At 66.9% G+C, this 16,933-nt stretch carries 13 protein-coding genes; 9 read left to right on the top strand and 4 right to left on the bottom strand.

Annotation, left to right across the window (positions count from 1 at the left end):
* Nucleotides 1-9 precede the first annotated feature (9 nt).
* Nucleotides 10-300 carry a co-chaperone GroES gene (locus tag BO996_RS26880; RefSeq protein ID WP_012207457.1) on the bottom strand — a complete coding sequence of 97 codons (291 nt, stop codon included), beginning with the start codon at nucleotides 298-300 and terminating at the stop codon, nucleotides 10-12.
* Nucleotides 301-967: 667 nt separating this feature from the next.
* On the opposite strand from BO996_RS26880, the gene BO996_RS26875 reads away from it, so the two are divergent.
* From BO996_RS26875 to BO996_RS26855, 5 genes are all read left to right on the top strand, one after another.
* A complete protein-coding gene (locus BO996_RS26875) occupies nucleotides 968-1,534 on the top strand; it encodes an RNA polymerase sigma factor (protein ID WP_185070464.1) in 567 nt (188 codons plus the stop codon).
* Nucleotides 1,531-2,604 carry a FecR family protein gene (locus BO996_RS26870; protein WP_013800681.1) on the top strand — a complete coding sequence of 358 codons (1,074 nt, stop codon included), beginning with the start codon at nucleotides 1,531-1,533 and terminating at the stop codon, nucleotides 2,602-2,604. The genes BO996_RS26875 and BO996_RS26870 overlap by 4 nt, the downstream gene beginning before the upstream one ends.
* A 374-nt stretch (nucleotides 2,605-2,978) precedes the next feature.
* Nucleotides 2,979-5,384, top strand: coding sequence for a TonB-dependent siderophore receptor (locus tag BO996_RS26865; protein WP_071956817.1), 2,406 nt, complete (start codon nucleotides 2,979-2,981; stop codon nucleotides 5,382-5,384).
* 66 nt (nucleotides 5,385-5,450) lie between these two features.
* Nucleotides 5,451-6,668, top strand: a complete 1,218-nt coding sequence (locus BO996_RS26860; protein ID WP_013800683.1) for an efflux RND transporter periplasmic adaptor subunit — start codon at nucleotides 5,451-5,453, stop codon at nucleotides 6,666-6,668.
* Nucleotides 6,665-8,659 (top strand): ABC transporter permease, encoded by a 1,995-nt coding sequence (locus BO996_RS26855; RefSeq protein ID WP_232240424.1) that lies wholly within the window; start codon nucleotides 6,665-6,667, stop codon nucleotides 8,657-8,659. The genes BO996_RS26860 and BO996_RS26855 overlap by 4 nt, the downstream gene beginning before the upstream one ends.
* A gap of 31 nt (nucleotides 8,660-8,690) precedes the next feature.
* Here the strand turns inward: BO996_RS26855 and BO996_RS26850 are convergent, their stop codons facing one another.
* Nucleotides 8,691-9,269: a TetR/AcrR family transcriptional regulator gene (locus tag BO996_RS26850; RefSeq protein WP_071957226.1), complete on the bottom strand. Its 579-nt coding sequence runs from the start codon at nucleotides 9,267-9,269 to the stop codon at nucleotides 8,691-8,693.
* A gap of 85 nt (nucleotides 9,270-9,354) precedes the next feature.
* Between BO996_RS26850 and BO996_RS26845 the strand changes: the two genes are divergently transcribed.
* A complete protein-coding gene (locus BO996_RS26845; RefSeq protein WP_013800686.1) occupies nucleotides 9,355-9,822 on the top strand; it encodes a nuclear transport factor 2 family protein in 468 nt (155 codons plus the stop codon).
* A gap of 71 nt (nucleotides 9,823-9,893) precedes the next feature.
* Here the strand turns inward: BO996_RS26845 and BO996_RS26840 are convergent, their stop codons facing one another.
* Both BO996_RS26840 and BO996_RS26835 read right to left on the bottom strand, forming a co-directional pair.
* Entirely contained in the window at nucleotides 9,894-10,220 is a 327-nt protein-coding gene (locus BO996_RS26840; RefSeq protein WP_047326459.1) for a hypothetical protein, read from the bottom strand.
* A 140-nt stretch (nucleotides 10,221-10,360) separates the two neighbouring features.
* Nucleotides 10,361-11,860: an efflux transporter outer membrane subunit gene (locus BO996_RS26835; protein WP_083571233.1), complete on the bottom strand. Its 1,500-nt coding sequence runs from the start codon at nucleotides 11,858-11,860 to the stop codon at nucleotides 10,361-10,363.
* 89 nt (nucleotides 11,861-11,949) lie between these two features.
* On the opposite strand from BO996_RS26835, the gene BO996_RS26830 reads away from it, so the two are divergent.
* The 3 genes from BO996_RS26830 (at nucleotide 11,950) to BO996_RS26820 (ending at nucleotide 16,880) form a co-directional block, all read left to right on the top strand.
* Nucleotides 11,950-12,567 (top strand): TetR/AcrR family transcriptional regulator, encoded by a 618-nt coding sequence (locus BO996_RS26830; protein ID WP_071956814.1) that lies wholly within the window; start codon nucleotides 11,950-11,952, stop codon nucleotides 12,565-12,567.
* A gap of 76 nt (nucleotides 12,568-12,643) precedes the next feature.
* Entirely contained in the window at nucleotides 12,644-13,819 is a 1,176-nt protein-coding gene (locus tag BO996_RS26825; protein WP_071956813.1) for an efflux RND transporter periplasmic adaptor subunit, read from the top strand.
* Nucleotides 13,812-16,880, top strand: a complete 3,069-nt coding sequence (locus BO996_RS26820; protein ID WP_071956812.1) for an efflux RND transporter permease subunit — start codon at nucleotides 13,812-13,814, stop codon at nucleotides 16,878-16,880. The genes BO996_RS26825 and BO996_RS26820 overlap by 8 nt, the downstream gene beginning before the upstream one ends.
* Nucleotides 16,881-16,933 lie beyond the last annotated feature (53 nt).

The following is a 16,933-nucleotide window of genomic DNA, read 5'->3' as shown; positions in this document are numbered from 1 at the left end:
AAGCGCGGATTACTTTTCGACGACTGCGAACAGGTCGTCTTCCTTCATCACCAGCAGTTCGTCGCCATGGACCTTGACGGTCTGGCCGCTGTACTTGCCGAACAGAACGCGGTCGCCGACCTTCACGTTCAGAGCGATCACTTCGCCCTTGTCGTTCTTCTTGCCGGGGCCCACTGCCAGCACTTCGCCCTGGTCAGGCTTCTCGGCGGCATTCTCGGGGATCACGATGCCCGAAGCCGTCTTGGTTTCGTTCTCGAGGCGCTTCACGATCACGCGATCGTGCAGGGGACGCAGGTTCATACCAACTCCTAAATCATCAACAAAGTTGAAACAAAGACTTGCCGGCCCGGCGGGCCGGCATTCGAAGCAATGTGGGACAGAGGACTGTTAGCACTCATACCCAACGAGTGCTAATAATAAGGCAATTCGGCCAGGATTCAAGGGGTAGGGTCGGATGTGCCGCAGTGTGTAACCACGCCTCACATGCTTTTGCGCCACGGATTTCCGGTGGGTGTTGGCTCGGCGCTCGGCCAGCACCATGGCAAGAAGTGGCATCTGCGGAGCCCGCGCCGATGGAGTTCCTGCGGCGCGCCGCTGGGGGCCGGAGTCCTGGTTGCAGGATGTCCAGGCGCTAGAATGGGAATGAATCTCATTCATCTATTCATGCGATCTGCGCACATGGCCAGGGCGCCCCTTCCCGTCGTTGTCCATCCGATGCGTGGGGCCCCCGGCGCCACGCATCGGTTGCCCATCTGCGCGTTGTGCCTCACCTCCAGACTTTCATCACTGACGAATGCAGTGCCCTTGCGGGTTCACGGTCGGCTGCTGCATTCCTCCCGGGCGCAAAGGCTAGGGGATGAAACGCAATCCGGTCTCCGCAGCGCGGGGTGAGCCGATACCTGGACGCCAGACTCCAGAGGCTCCCCTGGTTGCGCTCTATACGCGTTGGCGCACGCCTGTGATGCGCATGTTGCGCCGACACTTTCGAACCACTGCAGCGGTCGAGGACGCGGCGCAGGAAGTGTTCGCACGGGTGGCCGCCACGGGCAGGAATCTCGAGCCCGGGCAGGAGCAGCCCTATCTGCGGCAGACCGTGCGCAGCGTGGCGGCACGCGACTGGGAAAAGGGCCCGGAGGCGCACGGGCTCCAGAGTGTTCCGTATGACGACTGCCAGCAAGAGCTGCTTGCCATCTCTGCCGAGGGCTTCGGAGACACCGAGCGTCAAGCCGAGAGCCGCCAGCGGCTGACGCGGCTGCACGAGGCGATCCAGGAACTGCCGCCGCGGCAGCGCGAAGCCTTCATTCTTCAACGGATCGAGGGGCGCACCGTTGAGGAAACCGCCGATTGCATGGGGATCAGTACACGGATGGTGGTGAAGCACCTGGGCCGGGCCGTCGGCTATTGCGAGACGCGCATCCTGTTCGCAAGTGCCACTCAGATGAGGCGCCTGCAGGCCCTGCAGGGCACACTGGACGCCGAAGAAGACAACGACGACGAATGCGCCGCCCCACCGGCGCAGGGCAAAAGAGCATGAGCGCAGAGCCAGGCCATTCCCGGTTGCAGGACCTCCCGCCCGAGCAGGTGCTTGGGCTCAACCATCGCGCGGGCGAGTGGTATGTGCGTCGCCAGCAGCCCGGCTGGTCGGGCGCGGACGAGCGCGCTCTCGACGAGTGGCTGGCGCAGGACCCGGCCCATCGCGAGGCCATGGACGGTGTCGGCCGCGCCTGGCGTGAAGCGGAGCAGCTCAAGGCCATGTTCCCGGCCGTCTACGGGCGCAACCCGCCAGCGGCTGCCGCCCGCGAAGCGCCGCGCGCCCGCAGGCCGGCGCCGCAGCCACGCAGTGCTGCAGGGGCCACGGACCGGCCGCGCAGACCCGCCATGGCATCGGCCTTCGCCGCAGCACTGTTCGCCGTGGTCGCCGCCGGGTACGGCTGGCACCGCTGGGACAACACCGCCAGCTATGCGGTCGATATCGCCACCGCTCCCGGCGAACTTCGCCGCATCGACCTGCCCGATGGATCGCAGGTGGCGCTCAATGCCAACAGCCGCCTTCAGGTGCGCTACTACCCCCGCCGGCGCGAAATCGTACTCGACCAAGGCGAGGCCTTCTTCAAGGTCGCGGCGGATGCCGGCAAGCCCTTCACCGTGGACAGCAGCGGCAGCCAGGTGCGCGTCGTCGGCACCGCATTCAATGTGCGGGCAGCCCCGCCGGAATTCGTGGTGCAGGTGCAGGAAGGGCGCGTCGAGGTGCGCTCAAAGACCCATCCCGAAGCCCCCGTGCTCGCCATGGGCCCGGGTGCGGGTGTGGCCATCGATCCCGCCAGCGGGCGCCGCCGCAGCCTTTCAGTGGCAACGCAAGACGTTGCGCAATGGCGGACCGGGCAGATCTACTTCAAGCGCGCCACGCTTCGGCATGTGGCGGATGAACTGTCGCGCTACCTCGGCCAGCCAGTGGAGATAGAGAGCCCTGCGCTCCAGGCCGTGACTGTTTCGGGCCTGCTTGCGCTGGAGGAGCCGGAACGCTTCCTCCTGGCCCTGCCCAGCGTAGCCAGCGTGCGCGTGCAGCGGCGCGCCGAGGGTGGCTGGCTGATCGGTTCTCGTTGAGATACAAATTGTTTCATTTTGCCGGGTTCTCTGGTTTTGCCTTTTCCTGCTTCTTCATGGGTAGGGGCGAGGAATTTCTGCGCCCCGGGGCTGCCAGCCACGGAAATGAGCAATCACCGCTTTCTGATTGATTCCCAGCCAACGGCCGCAAGCAAGCGGCATCCCCGCGCAGTTGGCTGTCCTCTACGCCCCCGCCTGATCTGGCAAGCGGGCGTACCCGCCTTCCTGCCCTGGGCCTGCCGTCGTCGTACGCACAAGGAATCCAGGAGCTACAGGTCATGTACCAAGGTCAGACGAGGGAACGTTTCGAGAACAACAATGGGAAGCTGGCCGCGCACCGTGCGCGGTCTGTCCGCACACAGGAGTGCGGCCCTGTGCTGCGGCCCAGCCTGGTGGCGGTGCTCGTGTCGGCAGCGGTAGCCGTGATGGCCGTCAGCCCCGGCGAGGCGCTGGCCCAGCCCGCCGCCGCCATGGAAACCCGCCAGCCCTTTCACATCGCGGCCCAGCCCCTGCTTGAAGCCCTCAAGGCATTTGGCCGCCAGACGCAAGCGCAGGTGCTCTTTGATGACGGGCTGGTCGAAGGGCGCCAAGGCGCAGCAGTCAGCGGCAATCTCAGTGCACGCGAAGCCTTGGCAAGACTGCTGGCTGGAACGGGCTTGGCCGCCGTCAGCACGCAGCCCGGCACCTTCACCATCCAGACAGCAGCGGCTGCGGCTTCCAAGGTGACTTTGGCGGAAGTGACGGTGACGGCGCAAGCCGATGCCAATGGAGCGACCGAAGGCACCGGCTCCTACACCGCGGACCGGGTGCGCACTGCCACCAAACTGGACCTGTCCATCCGCGAGACGCCGCAATCGGTCAGCGTGGTGACGCAGCAGCAGATGCGCGATGCCAACATGCAGTCGCTCGACGACGTGACCGATGCCCTTGTGGGTGTCACCTACAGCCAGCTGGGCACCGAGCGCTCGTACTTCTATTCCAGGGGCTTCCAGGTCACGGACCTGCAGATCGATGGCTTGTCCACCAGCATGGCCGAGAGCTTTTCGGCCGACGCCATGTCGCTCAACAACATGGCGATCTACGACCGGGTGGAGGTGGTGCGCGGCGCCAACGGCCTGCTCCAGGGCTCGGGCAACCCGTCGGCCGTCATCAACCTGGTGCGCAAGCGGCCGACGCGCGAGTTCCAGATGAGTGCCGAGGTCGGCGCCGGCTCCTGGGCGGACTACCGGGCGCAGTTCGACGTATCCGGCCCGCTCAATGCCCAAGGCACCGTGCGCGGCCGCGCCGTCCTGCTCAACAACCAGTCCAACAGCTTCAGGCAGGGCGCCGAGGCCGACAACCGGATGCTCTACGCCATCGTGGAGACCGACCTGGGCGCCGCCACGACGGCCAGCCTCGGCTTCAGCGCGCAGCGCGACAACCACCAGGGCTATGACTGGGGCGGCTTCAACACGCGGGAAGATGGCTCGTTCTACCCCCTGGACCGCTCGGCCTCGCAAGCAGGTCCCGACGCGCACCTGAACCGGGACAACTACACCGTCTTCGGCGACGTGAAGCACCGCCTGGGCAACGGCTGGAACCTGGCCGCCGCCTTCAACGCGGTGCGTTCCAAGGCCAGCTTCGTTGCCAATTACCCCGCACGGATCTCGGGCGGCAGCCATGCCCTGACCTGGGTGGACGCGGAGTACACCGACAAGCAGTTCGCCTTCGACCTGCATGCCACAGGCCCCTACACCCTGTTCGGCCGCCAGCATCAGCTCATGCTGGGCCTGAGCACCCGCAGGGACAACTTCGACTACGACATATACGCGCCCCGGGGCTCGCAGACGATAGACGTCACCGGCTTCGACTTCTCCTCGATCCGGGTGCCGGGCTTCAGCAGCACGCCCTCCGTCTATGCGCTGGAGCGCAACGAGAAGGGCGCTTCCATCGCCACCCGTCTGCGCGCCACAGAGGCGCTGAGCTTCATCGTCGGCAGCCGGTTGAGCTGGTCGGGCTATTCCTCCCGCAGCCCGTACACCACCGCCTCGTTCGACTCCGGCCGGCAGTTCATCCCGTATGCGGGCGTGGTCCATGACCTGAGCCCTGCGCATGCGCTCTACGCCAGCTACACCGACATCTATTCGATCCAGCAGTACTACAGCCCGAGCGGCCTGCTCGACCCGGTGAAGGGCAAGAACTACGAAGCCGGAGTGAAGAGCCAGTTCTTCGACGGCCGCCTGCAGACTGCGCTGGCGGTGTTCCAGACCGACCAGCTGAACCTGCCGGTGGCCCTGAGCATGGCCTCGACCTGCGGGCTCAGTGGCGGCGCCCGCTGCTACACAGAGGGCGCCAAGGTACGCAACCGTGGCATCGACCTGGAGGTCACGGGCTCGCCCGCACCAGGCTGGAACGTTGCCGCCGGCTTCACCTTCAGCGACCCGAAGTACGTGGCCGGCCCCAATGCGGGCAAGCACTACAACACCACCTTGCCGCGCAAGGTCTTCAAGCTGTCCACCGACTACCGCCTGCCCGGTGGACGGTGGCGTGTGGGCGGCAGCGTGCAGGCACAGAGCGCCATGTCGCACGACGGTGCCGGGTTTCGCATCCAGCAGGGCGGCTACACGCTGCTGAACCTGCATGCGGGTTACCAGTTCACCAGCCGCCTGCGGCTGCAGGTGAACGTTCGCAACGCACTGGACAAGCACTACTACCAGACCATCCCGACCAACAACAACTACGGTGGCGTCTTCGCCGGCACGCCGCGCAGCTTCGCGGTGACCCTGCGCTATGACTACTGACCGGCGGGACGGAAAGCACGACGACATGCGCCGTAACGCCACATCGAGTTGCGAGGCTGCCCGGTGATGCCGCCGCACTCCACGCAGCGCCGGTGGCGGCCCGGCGCGGGCAGGCTCGCCCTGGCGATCCTGATTCCGGCGGCCGCTGCCGCGGGTTGGCTCCTGCTGCGGCCGGATTCATCGCCGCGATGGCAGACGGCCACGGTCGGCCGCGGCGACATCGAATCGAGCGTCGCGGCCATCGGCACCTTGCAACCCGTGCGTTCGGTGGACGTGGGCGCCCAGGTATCAGGCCAGATCACCCATATCCACGTGCAGCCGGGCGATACGGTCCGCAAGGGCCAGTTGCTGGCCGAGATCGACGCCAGCGTGCTGGCGGCCACCGTGGAGGCCGGACAGGCCCGGATTGCCAGCCTGCGTGCCCAGCTGGACGATGCACAGGCCCAGGCGGAGCTGGCCGGCCAGCAGTACAGCCGCCAGCAGCAGATGGCGCGTGATGGAGCCACCCGGCTGGAGGACGTGCAGACGGCCGCCGCCATGCGGCGCTCGGCGCGGGCCAAGGTGGCGCAGTACGAGGCCACGATTCGCCAGACGGCGGCCAGTCTGCGCGCCGACGAGGCGCGGCTGGGCTACACGCGCATCTACGCACCCATTGAAGGCGTGGTGACAGGCATCGACGTCAAGGAAGGCCAGACGCTGAACGCCACCTACCAGACGCCCGCGGTGCTGCGCATTGCCGACCTCTCGCGGATGACGGTGTGGACTGAGGTGTCCGAGGCCGATATCCGCCATGTCAAGGTGGGCCAGGCTGCCTACTTCACCACGCTCGGAGGGGACAGGCGCCGATGGAGCGGCAAGGTGCGGCAGGTGCTGCCGGCCCCGCCCGTGCAATCCGGTGCCGGTGCCGCCGGTGGCAGCGGCGCTGCTGCGGCGCCCGCCATGAAGGCCGTGCAGTACACCGTGCTGTTCGACGTGGACAATCCCGACGGCGCCCTGATGCCGCAGATGACGGCCCAAGCTACCGTGGTGGCTGCGGCGGCCCAGGGGGTGCTTGTCGCTCCGCTGGCCGCCTTCAAGACCGCCAGCGACCTGCACACCGACAAGACGCACGAGGTCCGCCTGCTTGCCGAGCGGTCACCCGACCAGGTCGTGGAAGTCCGCCGTGTGCGTCTGGGCGTGAGGGACCGCCTTCAGGCGGAGGTGCTGGAGGGGCTGGCCGAAGGCGACCGGATCATCACCGGTGAGACGGCCCCGGCCGCAGGCCCCAGGAGATTGCGGTGGTGACCCCGCTGATCGAACTGCGGGGCATCCGCAAGCGCTATGGCGGCGCCACCACGGGGCGCCCCGTGGTGGAGGTGCTGCACGGCATCGACCTGGCCATCCATGCCGGGGAATTCGTCGCCATCGTCGGCCAGTCCGGCTCGGGCAAGTCCACGCTGATGAACCTGCTGGGCTGCCTGGACCGGCCGAGTCAAGGCACGTACCGCTTCAACGGCCGTGACGTGGCCGACCTGGTCGCCGACGAGCTGGCCTGGCTTAGACGCGAGGCCTTCGGCTTCGTGTTCCAGGGCTACCACCTGATCGCCACCGACTCCGCGCAGGAGAACGTGGAGATGCCGGCGATCTACGCCGGCAAGACCGGGGCCGAGCGCGCAGAACGTGCAGGCGTGCTGCTGGGACGCCTGGGGCTTGCCGGCAAGCTGCACCTGCGACCCAACCAGCTGTCCGGAGGACAGCAGCAGCGCGTCTCCATCGCCCGGGCGCTGATGAATGGCGGGCGCATCATCCTGGCCGACGAGCCCACGGGCGCGCTGGACAGCCAAAGCGGCGCCGAGGTCATGGCGCTGCTGCACGAGCTGGCGGATGCCGGCCACACCATCATCCTGATCACCCACGACCGCGAGGTGGCGGCACAGGCCCGGCGCGTCGTGGAGATCCGCGACGGGCGCATCGTCGGCGACGTCCGGGAGAGCCGCGCTGCGTCAGGCCAGGCCGCGTCAGGCCGAGCCGCGTCAGACCTCGCGCTCGCGGCCATCCCCGCGCCCGGCGGGGCACGGGCGCGGCTGGAGCCGGGCACGCCGCTGCTGCCGGACCTGCGCGAGGCGCTGCGATCGGCCTGGCGCTCCATGCGCATCCACCGCTCGCGCACCGCACTGACCTTGCTGGGCATCGTCATCGGCGTGGCCTCGGTCATCGTGATGCTGGCCGTGGGCATGGGAGCGCGCGAGGACGTGGTCGCGCGATTGGGCGCGATGGGCTCGACCGTCATGTACATCAACAACCGCCCGCCACCGCAGGGTGGTCCGCAGGGCGTGACGACCCTGGCCGACCTCGAAGAGATAAAGAAGCTGCCGGAAGTGGCGCACGCCATGCCCGTGGCGCGCGACCCGGCCATGCTGCGACATGGCAACTTGGCCTGGCAGGCGGACACCATCGCGGCCACCCATGCATGGCCGTCCATCCATCACTGGTCGGTGGCAGAAGGCCGGTTCTTTACCGAGGCGGAGGACGAACAGCTGGCGCCGGTGGTCGTGATCGGGCAGAAGGTGCGCGAGCGGTTCTTCGAAGATGAATCGCCGCTGGGCAGGCAACTTCTCATCGGCAATACGCCGTTCCAGGTGGTCGGCGTCATGGCGGCCAAGGGCGCTGGCGATGGCGGCAGTTCGCAAGACGACCTGGTGGTGGTGCCCTACCGCTCGGGCATCCTGCGCGTTTTTCCGAACGGTCGCAGCTTCGATCCGCACTACACGGTGGTCCAGGCGCGGGATTCGCCGAGCGTGCTGCCGGCGCAGGCGGCCATCGAGGCGTTGCTGCGCTTGCGCCACGGACGCGAGGATTTTTTCGTCGCCAACGCAGCCGCGCGTTTGCAGGCGCAGGCCCAGGCACAGGATTCGATGACGACGATGCTCAGCCTGATCGCCGCCGTGTCCCTGCTGGTGGGCGGCATCGGCGTGATGAACGTCATGCTCATGGCGGTGAAGGAGCGCACGCGCGAGATTGGCATCCGCATGGCCACCGGGGCGCGCCAAAGGGACATCCAGCGACAGTTCCTCACCGAGGCCGTGCTGGTGACCATGGTCGGCGCAACCGCCGGCGTCGTGGCGGGGGTGGCCATCGGGGCGGGTCTCATCGTCTGGGGCAGCGAACTGGTCTTCTCGGCGAGAGCCATGCTGCTGGCCTTCGGCTGTGCGGTGGCGACGGGCCTGGTGTTCGGCTTCATGCCGGCCCGACAGGCGGCAAGGCTCGATCCTGTCGTTGCGCTGGCAGGGGAGTAACGAGGCCCGGTGCGGAACTTGCGCAACCTCCTCAAGACCCGGGGCGGCTCACAACCCCCTCGGCCGCTGCCTTGAAGTTCTCCATGACTTCATCGATCGGCTGACCCATCTGCGCATGGACGATGGCGCCGTCCGCCACCAGGGTGAGCGCAGCGCCCACGGACACGGGATGGCCACCGAACAGGCCATCCAGCACGGACGACATTTCCTGCTTGTGCCGCCGGACCGTCGCCAGGATCTCAGGGTCGGACGAGCCCAGTTCGGCAGCGGCATTGAGAAAGGCGCAGCCCCGAAAGTCGGGCTGGCCGAACCAGCTCCTGAGGGTGGCGGACAGGGCATCCAACGCGGACGAGCCCCGGGCGGTCGCCTGCGCCAGGCTGGCCTGGAACCAGGAAATCCACCGTTCATGGCGGTAGTCGAGGTACGCCCGGATCAGGTCGTCCTTGCTGGCGTACTGGCGGTAGAAGGTGACTTTGCTGACCGACGACCGCTCGATGATCCGGTCCACACCCGTGGCCCGGATGCCCTCTGCGTAGAAAAGGCCATGGGCTGCCACCAGGATGCGCTCGCGGGGCGGCAATGACTCGAAGGATGGCTCGGGAGTTTTCATGAAGACATTGTAGACAGATCGTTCCACATCCGTTAGAGTGATGCATGTAGACAGATCGTTCTACATCTCTTCAAAAGGTCACATCATGGAAACTCGCCCACCCCTGCCCCCGTTCTCGCTCGCAAGCGCCGTCCAAAAGGTCCGTCTGGCCGAGGATGGATGGAACACACGCGATGCGGCCAAGGTTGCGATGGCCTATACCCTCGACACGAAATGGCGCAACCGGGCAGAGTTCGCCAACAGCCGCGCCGAGGCCCAGGCCCTTCTTGAGAGGAAGTGGAAGAAGGAGCTGGACTACCGGCTGATCAAGGAGCTTTGGCTGTACGGAGAAAACCGGATCGCAGTCCGCTACGCCTATGAGTGGCACGACGATGCCGGGAACTGGTTCCGGTCGTACGGCAACGAGAACTGGGAATTCGAGGCCGACGGTCTCATGCGCCGGCGCTTCGCATGCATCAACGACATGCCCATCCAGGAGTCGGAGCGCAAGTTCCACTGGCCGCTGGGGCGCCGCCCCGATGACCACCCCGGTCTGTCCGACCTGGGCCTGTAGGCAAAGCCCCGGGCCACGTCCCCAGGCAGCCAGCCGCTGCAGCGATGGCCTGGGCGGGAAGGCGCTCCGCCTTACCGACTCAGCGCCTTGCGGACCTCCGCCTGGAACGCCTCGCTGTTGCGAAGGCGCAGGTACTCCTGGTATGCGGCCCGATATTCCTGCGTTTCGACTCCGTAGGAGATCGATATCTCCGCATGGCGGTCCAATCCGGCGCGGCGCCAGAGTGCGAGATCGGCGATGACTTCGGCGCGGGAAAGCGCTGCGTCCGATGTGGCTGCCGAGGCGTCTTGCGGCTGCGAATGGGCTGCGAAGCAGGTCGAGAAGGCGATGGCCGCAAGCGCCGGCTTCAGGATGCGTGCGGCTGCAGCAACGGTGGGGGAGGGGGTTGTGTTTGACATGGTTTGACGGATGGGGGTGGGTGGAGCCGGGCCATGGCTTCGGCCGCCTGCTTGGGCAGGTCGCCTGGGCCGCATGTCCCGCAGGGGTGTTCGGTTTCTTTGCTGTGTGGAAAGGGGGCTCCTTTCGGGAAGTGGCGGGTTCAGGGGGCAACGCTGGCGGGCAGACCGTGGCTGGCGGCTGCCAATGCCCTGGAAGGCTCCGGCGTCCAGCCGCCGCCCAGTGCCTTGAAGATCGCGACCGTTGATCGCGCCGACTCCGTCCGGGCCAGCGCCTGTGCATCGAGCACGCCCAGCAGGCTTTCATCTGCCTGCAGTACCTCGATCAGGCTGATCACGCCCTTGTCGTAGGCGGCGCCTGCGGCCTGCCGGGCCCGCGTGAGCGCATCCGCACCCCTGGCGAGCACGGCCATCAGCTCCTGCCGCTTGTCCAGCGAGACCAGGGCGTTCTCCACCTCTTCCGTGGCGCGCAGTACCGACTGCCGGTAGGCGGCAAGGCTTTCCGCCTCCTGTGCCTGCGCCTGGTGGATCTGGGCGTTGATGCGTCCGAAGTCGAACAGCCGCCAGCGCAGGCCGCCCACAACGCTGGCCTGCGACGCGCCGGCGCTGAAGAGATTGCCTGCGGAGATGGAGGTGGCGCTGCCGATCAGGCCGCTGATCGATAGCTTCGGGTAGTACTCGGCGATCGCCACGCCGATGCGTGCGTTCGACGCTGCCAGGCGCCGCTCCGCCGCGATGAGGTCCGGGCGTCGCCGCAGCAGATCGCCGGGTGCCTCTGCGAGAGAAAGGGTGGGCAATACGGGGACCGGGCGGGGATCGGCCAGCTCTGCCCGGTGCGTGCCGGGTGCCGTGGCCAGCATCACGTCCATGGCGTTGAGCGCGGCCTCGAGCGCATTTTCCAGCGGCGGGACGGTGGCTTGTGCCCGTGCAAGCGCCCCCTCGACCTGGCGCAGCTGAAGCTCCGGTGCCAGGCCTTTGCCAAACCGCAGTTCGACGATGGAGCGCAGTTGCTGCTGGGTTTGCACTTGCGAGCGTGCCACTGCCAGCCGCGCCTGCAGGCCGCGAATCTGGATATAGGTGTCCGCAGTCTGGGCGGCCACCGCGAGCCGCACGGCAGTGGCGCCGGCTTCCGATGCCTGGTACTCGGCCAGGGAAGCCTGCCTGGCCCTGCGCAGGCCACCGAAGAGATCAAGCTCCCAGCTGGCTCCGAGGTTGGCCTCCTGGGCGCTTCCGTAGCGATCGAACCCCGGCATGGAGTCGAGCACCCGGCCCAACGGAGTCTCGACCGACTGATAGCTCCTGGCCGTTTGCGCCGAGATCTGGGCCGACGGCAGCAGGGCGGCTGCCGCCGCATCCAGCCCGGCGCGTGCCTGAAGCACGCGGCCAGCGGCCTGGGCAACATCCAGGTTTTGCTGCAGTGCCGCCGTGACGAGGCGCGCCATCTGCGCATCGCCAAAGGCTGCCCACCAGGCCGCAAGGTCCGTGGAGGAGTCCGGCGAGGGCGGCTTGGTCTCGCCCAGAACGCGGCTGCCCATGTAGGCCTGGGGCAGGGTCGTGGCGGGTGGCTGGTAGTCAGGGCCTACCGCACACCCTGCACAGAGGCTGGCGAGCATCAGAAAGACGGGGGCGGCAAGACGCGGCATGTTCAACAGTCAGAAGCGTGGTGACGCTGTGACTATATTCCAAAATGGTCACTTGCATAGTATTTTTTTGATGGAGTAAGCTAGGCCGCATGAGCACCACCAACGTCTATCCGACCTCTGCGCGCGGCCCGGTCGAACACGATGTCCGGCAACAGATCGTGACTGCGGCGAAAGAGCATTTCAGCCGCTATGGCTACGAGAAAACCACGGTGTCCGACCTTGCCAAGGCCATCGGCTTTTCCAAGGCCTACATCTACAAGTTCTTCGAGTCCAAGCAGGTCATCGGAGAGATGATCTGTTCCAACTGCCTGATGGAGATGGAGGCGGAGATCCGCCAGGCCGTCGCCAGCACGGATACGCCTCCCGAGCAGCTGCGGCGCCTGTTCAAGGCGATCGTCGCTGCCACGCTGCGGCTTTTCTCCGAAGACCGCAAGCTGTACGAGATCGCCATTTCCGCGTCGGCCGAGCGCTGGCAGGCAGCGCAGGCCTATGAGGAACGCATGCATCAGCTGCTGCTGCAGATACTCGATGCCGGGCGCCAGCGGGGCGACTTCGAGCGCAAGACGCCACTGGATGAAACCGGGCGTGCCATCTTCCTGGTCATGCTCCCCTATCTGAACCCGGTGATGCTGCAGCACAGCCTCGACCATGCGGACGAGGCGCCGGCACAACTGGCCGGATTGGTGCTGAGAAGCCTGTCGCCCTAAAATCCGCAGTTGTGACCATTGACATATATGGTCACTAATCACAGAATCGGGTCCTGCTCATTGATCGGGACCCCTCATGCTTCGGCACCGCCATCTGTCCATCGCCGCTGTCGGCGCACTGTCACTTGCACTCGCTGCCTGCGGCAAAAGCACGCCGCCGGATCCGCGCACTCAGCCACCCCTCGTTCGTACCACCCTGGTAGCGCCAGGCAATGCTTCCGAGCGCGTCTTCACCGGCACCATCGCGGCCAGGGTGCAGGGCGATCTTGGATTTCGCGTGGCCGGCAAGGTGCTCGAGCGCCTGGTGGATACAGGCCAGACGGTCAGGCGCGGCCAGGCATTGCTGCGCCTCGACCCGGTGGACCTGAAGCTGGCCGCCCATGCCCAGCAGGAGGCCGTCGCAGCCGCCAGGGCACGTGCGCAGCAGGCCAGCGACGAGGAGCAGCGCTACCGTGACCTGCAGGGAACGGGTGCCGTTTCGGCCTTGGCCCATGAACAGATCAAGGCGGCCGCGGATTCCGCCCGCGCCCAGCTCAGGGCGGCCGAAGCGCAGGCCGCCGCAGCGTTGAACGCCAGCCGCTACGCCGAACTGCTGGCCGATGCCGATGGCATCGTGATGGAAACACTTGCCGAGCCTGGCCAGGTCGTCAGTGCCGGCCAGGTGGTCGTGCGCCTCGCCCATGCCGGCAGGCGCGAAGCGGTCGTACAGTTGCCCGAAACACTGCGCCCGGCGCTGGGCTCGGCGGCCCAGGCCCGCCTGTTCGGCAGGGAGGATGTGGTCATCCCCGCCAGACTGCGCCAGCTGTCCGATGTGGCCGACCGGGCCACCCGCACCTTTGAGGCCCGCTATGTGCTGGACGCCGGCGCGGCGGCCAGCGCCCCGCTGGGCAGCACGGTCACGCTCAGGATGGGCGGGACATCGACAGCAACAGCGACATCGACATCTACAGCGACAGCGGGCAAGGCAACCCTGCAGGTCCCCATCGGCGCCATCCTCGACGAGGGCAAGGGCGCCGCTGTCTGGGTGGTGCAGGGCGATCAGGTGAGGCGCCAGCCCGTCACCGTGGTTCAGGTACAGGACGGCAATGCCCAGGTGGTGGGTGCGCTGGGCCTTGGGGAGCGGATCGTCGCGCTCGGCGCGCATTTGCTGAGCGAGGGCGCGCAGGTGCGGCTGGACAGCGAGGCGCCGGCGCCTTCAACGGCAACAACGTCCACGGCGTCCTCCGTGTCCACGGGAGCGTCCCGTGAGTGAAGGCCGTTTCAACCTATCGGCGCTTGCCGTCCGTGAGCGCTCCATCACGCTGTTCCTGATCCTGCTGATTTCGCTGACGGGTGTCTTTGCCTTCCTGAAGCTGGGCCGGGCGGAAGATCCGGCCTTCACCGTCAAGGTCATGACGATCATCACGGCCTGGCCTGGCGCCACCCCGCAGGAAATGCAGGACCAGGTGGCAGAGAAGCTGGAAAAGCGCCTGCAGGAGCTGCGCTGGTATGACCGCACCGAAACCTTCGTCAGACCGGGGCTGGCCTTCACCACGCTGACCCTGCTCGACTCCACGCCCCCCGGCGAGGTGCAGGAGGAGTTCTACCAAGCCCGCAAGAAGCTCGGTGACGAGGCCCGCAACCTGCCGGCGGGCGTGATCGGCCCGATGGTGAACGACGAGTACGCCGACGTGACCTTTGCGATCTACGCCCTCAAGGCGCGCGGCGAGGAGCCCAGGGCGCTGGTGCGCGATGCCGAAGCCTTGCGCCAGCGTCTTTTGCATGTGCCGGGCGTCAAGAAGGTCAACATCGTCGGCGAGCAATCCGAGCGGATCTACGTGGAGTTCTCGCACGAGCGCCTGGCCACGCTGGGCATCAGCCCGCAGGACGTCTTCGCGGCATTGAACAACCAGAACGCACTCACCCCTGCCGGGTCGGTGGAGACCCAGGGACCGCAGGTGTTCATCCGCATCGACGGGGCGTTCGACGCGCTCCAGAAGATCCGCGACACGCCCATCGTGGCCCAGGGCCGCACGGTCAAGCTGTCCGACATCGCCACCGTACAGCGCGGCTACGAAGACCCCTCGACCTTCATCATCCGCAACGGTGCGGAGCCGGCCTTGCTGCTGGGCGTCGTCATGCGCGACGGCTGGAACGGGCTGGACCTGGGCAAGGCGCTGGACAGGGAGGTGGGCGCCATCAACGCAGACATGCCGCTGGGCATGGGTCTGACCAAGGTGACGGACCAGGCTGTGAACATCAGCGCCTCCGTCGATGAGTTCATGCTCAAGTTCCTGGCCGCGCTGCTGGTCGTGCTGGTGGTGTGCTTCGCCAGCATGGGCTGGCGCGTTGGCGTGGTGGTGGCTGCAGCCGTGCCGCTGACGCTGGCGGCCGTGTTCATCATCATGGCCGCCACGGGAAAGAATTTCGACCGCATCACGCTCGGCTCGCTGATCCTTGCGCTGGGCCTGCTGGTGGACGACGCCATCATCGCCATCGAGATGATGGTGGTGAAGATGGAGGAGGGCTACGACCGCGTCGCCGCGTCCGCCTACGCCTGGAGCCATACCGCGGCGCCCATGCTGTCCGGAACGCTGGTGACGGCGGTGGGCTTCATGCCCAACGGGTTCGCCCGCTCCGCTGCAGGCGAGTACACCAGCAACATGTTCTGGATTGTCGGCATCGCGCTCATCGCGTCCTGGGTGGTGGCCGTGGTGTTCACGCCCTATCTGGGCGTGAAGATGCTGCCCCCTCTCAAGAAGGTCGAAGGCGGACATGCGGCGATGTATGGCACGCCCCGCTACGAGCGCCTGAGGCGCGTGCTGGGCAAGGTGATCGCCCGCAAGGGCATGGTGGCCGCAGTCGTGGGCGGGCTCATGGTGGCTTCCGTGCTGGGCATGTCCATCGTGAAGAAGCAGTTCTTTCCCATCTCCGACCGGCCCGAGGTGATGGTCGAGGTGCAGATGCCCTACGGCACCTCCATCGGCCAGACGAGCGAGACCACCCGCACGGTGGAAGCCTGGCTGCTGCAGCAGCCCGAATCGGAGATCGTGACCGCCTATATCGGCCAGGGCGCACCGCGCTTTTTTCTGGCCATCTCGCCTGAGCTGCCCGACCCGTCGTTCGCCAAGATCGTCGTGCGCACCGCCAACCAGGCGCAGCGCGACGCGCTCAAGCTGAAGCTGCGCGAGGCCGTCTCCCAGGGACTGGCTCCGCAGGCGCAGGTGCGCGCATCGCAGATCGTGTTCGGGCCGTACTCCCCGTTCCCCGTGGCGTATCGCGTCTCCGGCCCCGACCCGCAGCGGCTGCGCGACATTGCCGGCCAGGTGCACCAGGTGCTGCATGACAGCCCGATGATGCGGACCGTGAACTCCGACTGGGGCGTGCGCACCCCTGTCATGCGCTTCACCCTGGACCAGGACCGGCTGCAGGCCATGGGCCTGACCTCCGCGGCGGTCGCGCAGCAGCTGCAGTTCCTGCTCAGCGGCGTGCCCGTGACCACCGTGCGCGAGGACATCCGCACCGTGCAGGTGATGGCGCGTTCTGCGGGCGGCACCCGCCACGATGTGGCCAGGGTCGGCGACTTCACGCTCACCAACGCCACTGGCCAGCGCATACCGCTGTCGCAGCTGGGCGAGGTCACCGTGCAGATGGAGGAGCCCGTCATGCGCCGCCGCGACCGCATGCCCACCATCACGGTCCGCGGTGACATCGATGACAGCCTGCAGCCGCCCGATGTGTCGGCGGCCATCACCCGGCAGCTGGAGCCCATCAGGAAGGCGTTGCCTGCGGGCTACCGCATCGACGAGGCCGGCTCCATCGAGGAATCCGGCAAGGCCATGACGGCCATGCTGCCCCTGTTCCCGATCATGATCGCCATCACGCTGATCATCATCATCTTGCAGGTGCGGTCGATATCGGCCATGGTCATGGTGTTCCTGACAAGCCCCCTGGGATTGATCGGCGTGGTGCCGACGCTCATCGTCTTTCAGCAGCCCTTCGGCATCAATGCACTGGTGGGGCTGATCGCGCTGTCGGGCATCCTGATGCGCAACACGCTGATCCTGATCGGGCAGATCCAGCACAACGAGCAGGAGGGGCTTGCGCCGTTCCAGGCGGTGGTGGAGGCCACCGTCCAGCGCGCCCGGCCCGTGATCCTGACCGCGCTGGCGGCGATCCTGGCCTTCATCCCGCTGACCCAATCGGTGTTCTGGGGAACGCTGGCCTATACGCTGATCGGCGGCACGCTCGCCGGCACGGTGCTGACGCTGGTCTTCCTGCCCGCCATGTACTCGATCTGGTTCAGGATCAGGCCCGGCGAAGCACGGCGCTGATGCACGGCACACGCGCCCAGGGCTTTGGCCGATTGGCCACAATGGGGCATCCC

This window comes from Delftia sp. HK171, from assembly GCF_001886655.1.
Lineage (GTDB): Bacteria > Pseudomonadota > Gammaproteobacteria > Burkholderiales > Burkholderiaceae_C > Comamonas > Comamonas acidovorans.
Note: the sequence above shows the minus strand (reverse complement) of the source record. Positions and strands in the feature narration are given on the sequence as shown.

What these genes read in the sequence shown, in the direction of transcription:
- BO996_RS26875 (WP_185070464.1), top strand. Translation starts at nt 968, where the DNA reads ATGTTGCGCCGACACTTTCGAACCACTGCAGCGGTCGAGGACGCGGCG.
- BO996_RS26825 (WP_071956813.1), top strand. Translation starts at nt 12,644, where the DNA reads ATGCTTCGGCACCGCCATCTGTCCATCGCCGCTGTCGGCGCACTGTCA.
- BO996_RS26830 (WP_071956814.1), top strand. Translation starts at nt 11,950, where the DNA reads ATGAGCACCACCAACGTCTATCCGACCTCTGCGCGCGGCCCGGTCGAA.
- BO996_RS26880 (WP_012207457.1), bottom strand. Translation starts at nt 300, where the DNA reads ATGAACCTGCGTCCCCTGCACGATCGCGTGATCGTGAAGCGCCTCGAG.
- BO996_RS26845 (WP_013800686.1), top strand. Translation starts at nt 9,355, where the DNA reads ATGGAAACTCGCCCACCCCTGCCCCCGTTCTCGCTCGCAAGCGCCGTC.
- BO996_RS26840 (WP_047326459.1), bottom strand. Translation starts at nt 10,220, where the DNA reads ATGTCAAACACAACCCCCTCCCCCACCGTTGCTGCAGCCGCACGCATC.
- BO996_RS26835 (WP_083571233.1), bottom strand. Translation starts at nt 11,860, where the DNA reads ATGCCGCGTCTTGCCGCCCCCGTCTTTCTGATGCTCGCCAGCCTCTGT.
- BO996_RS26850 (WP_071957226.1), bottom strand. Translation starts at nt 9,269, where the DNA reads ATGAAAACTCCCGAGCCATCCTTCGAGTCATTGCCGCCCCGCGAGCGC.
- BO996_RS26860 (WP_013800683.1), top strand. Translation starts at nt 5,451, where the DNA reads ATGCCGCCGCACTCCACGCAGCGCCGGTGGCGGCCCGGCGCGGGCAGG.
- BO996_RS26870 (WP_013800681.1), top strand. Translation starts at nt 1,531, where the DNA reads ATGAGCGCAGAGCCAGGCCATTCCCGGTTGCAGGACCTCCCGCCCGAG.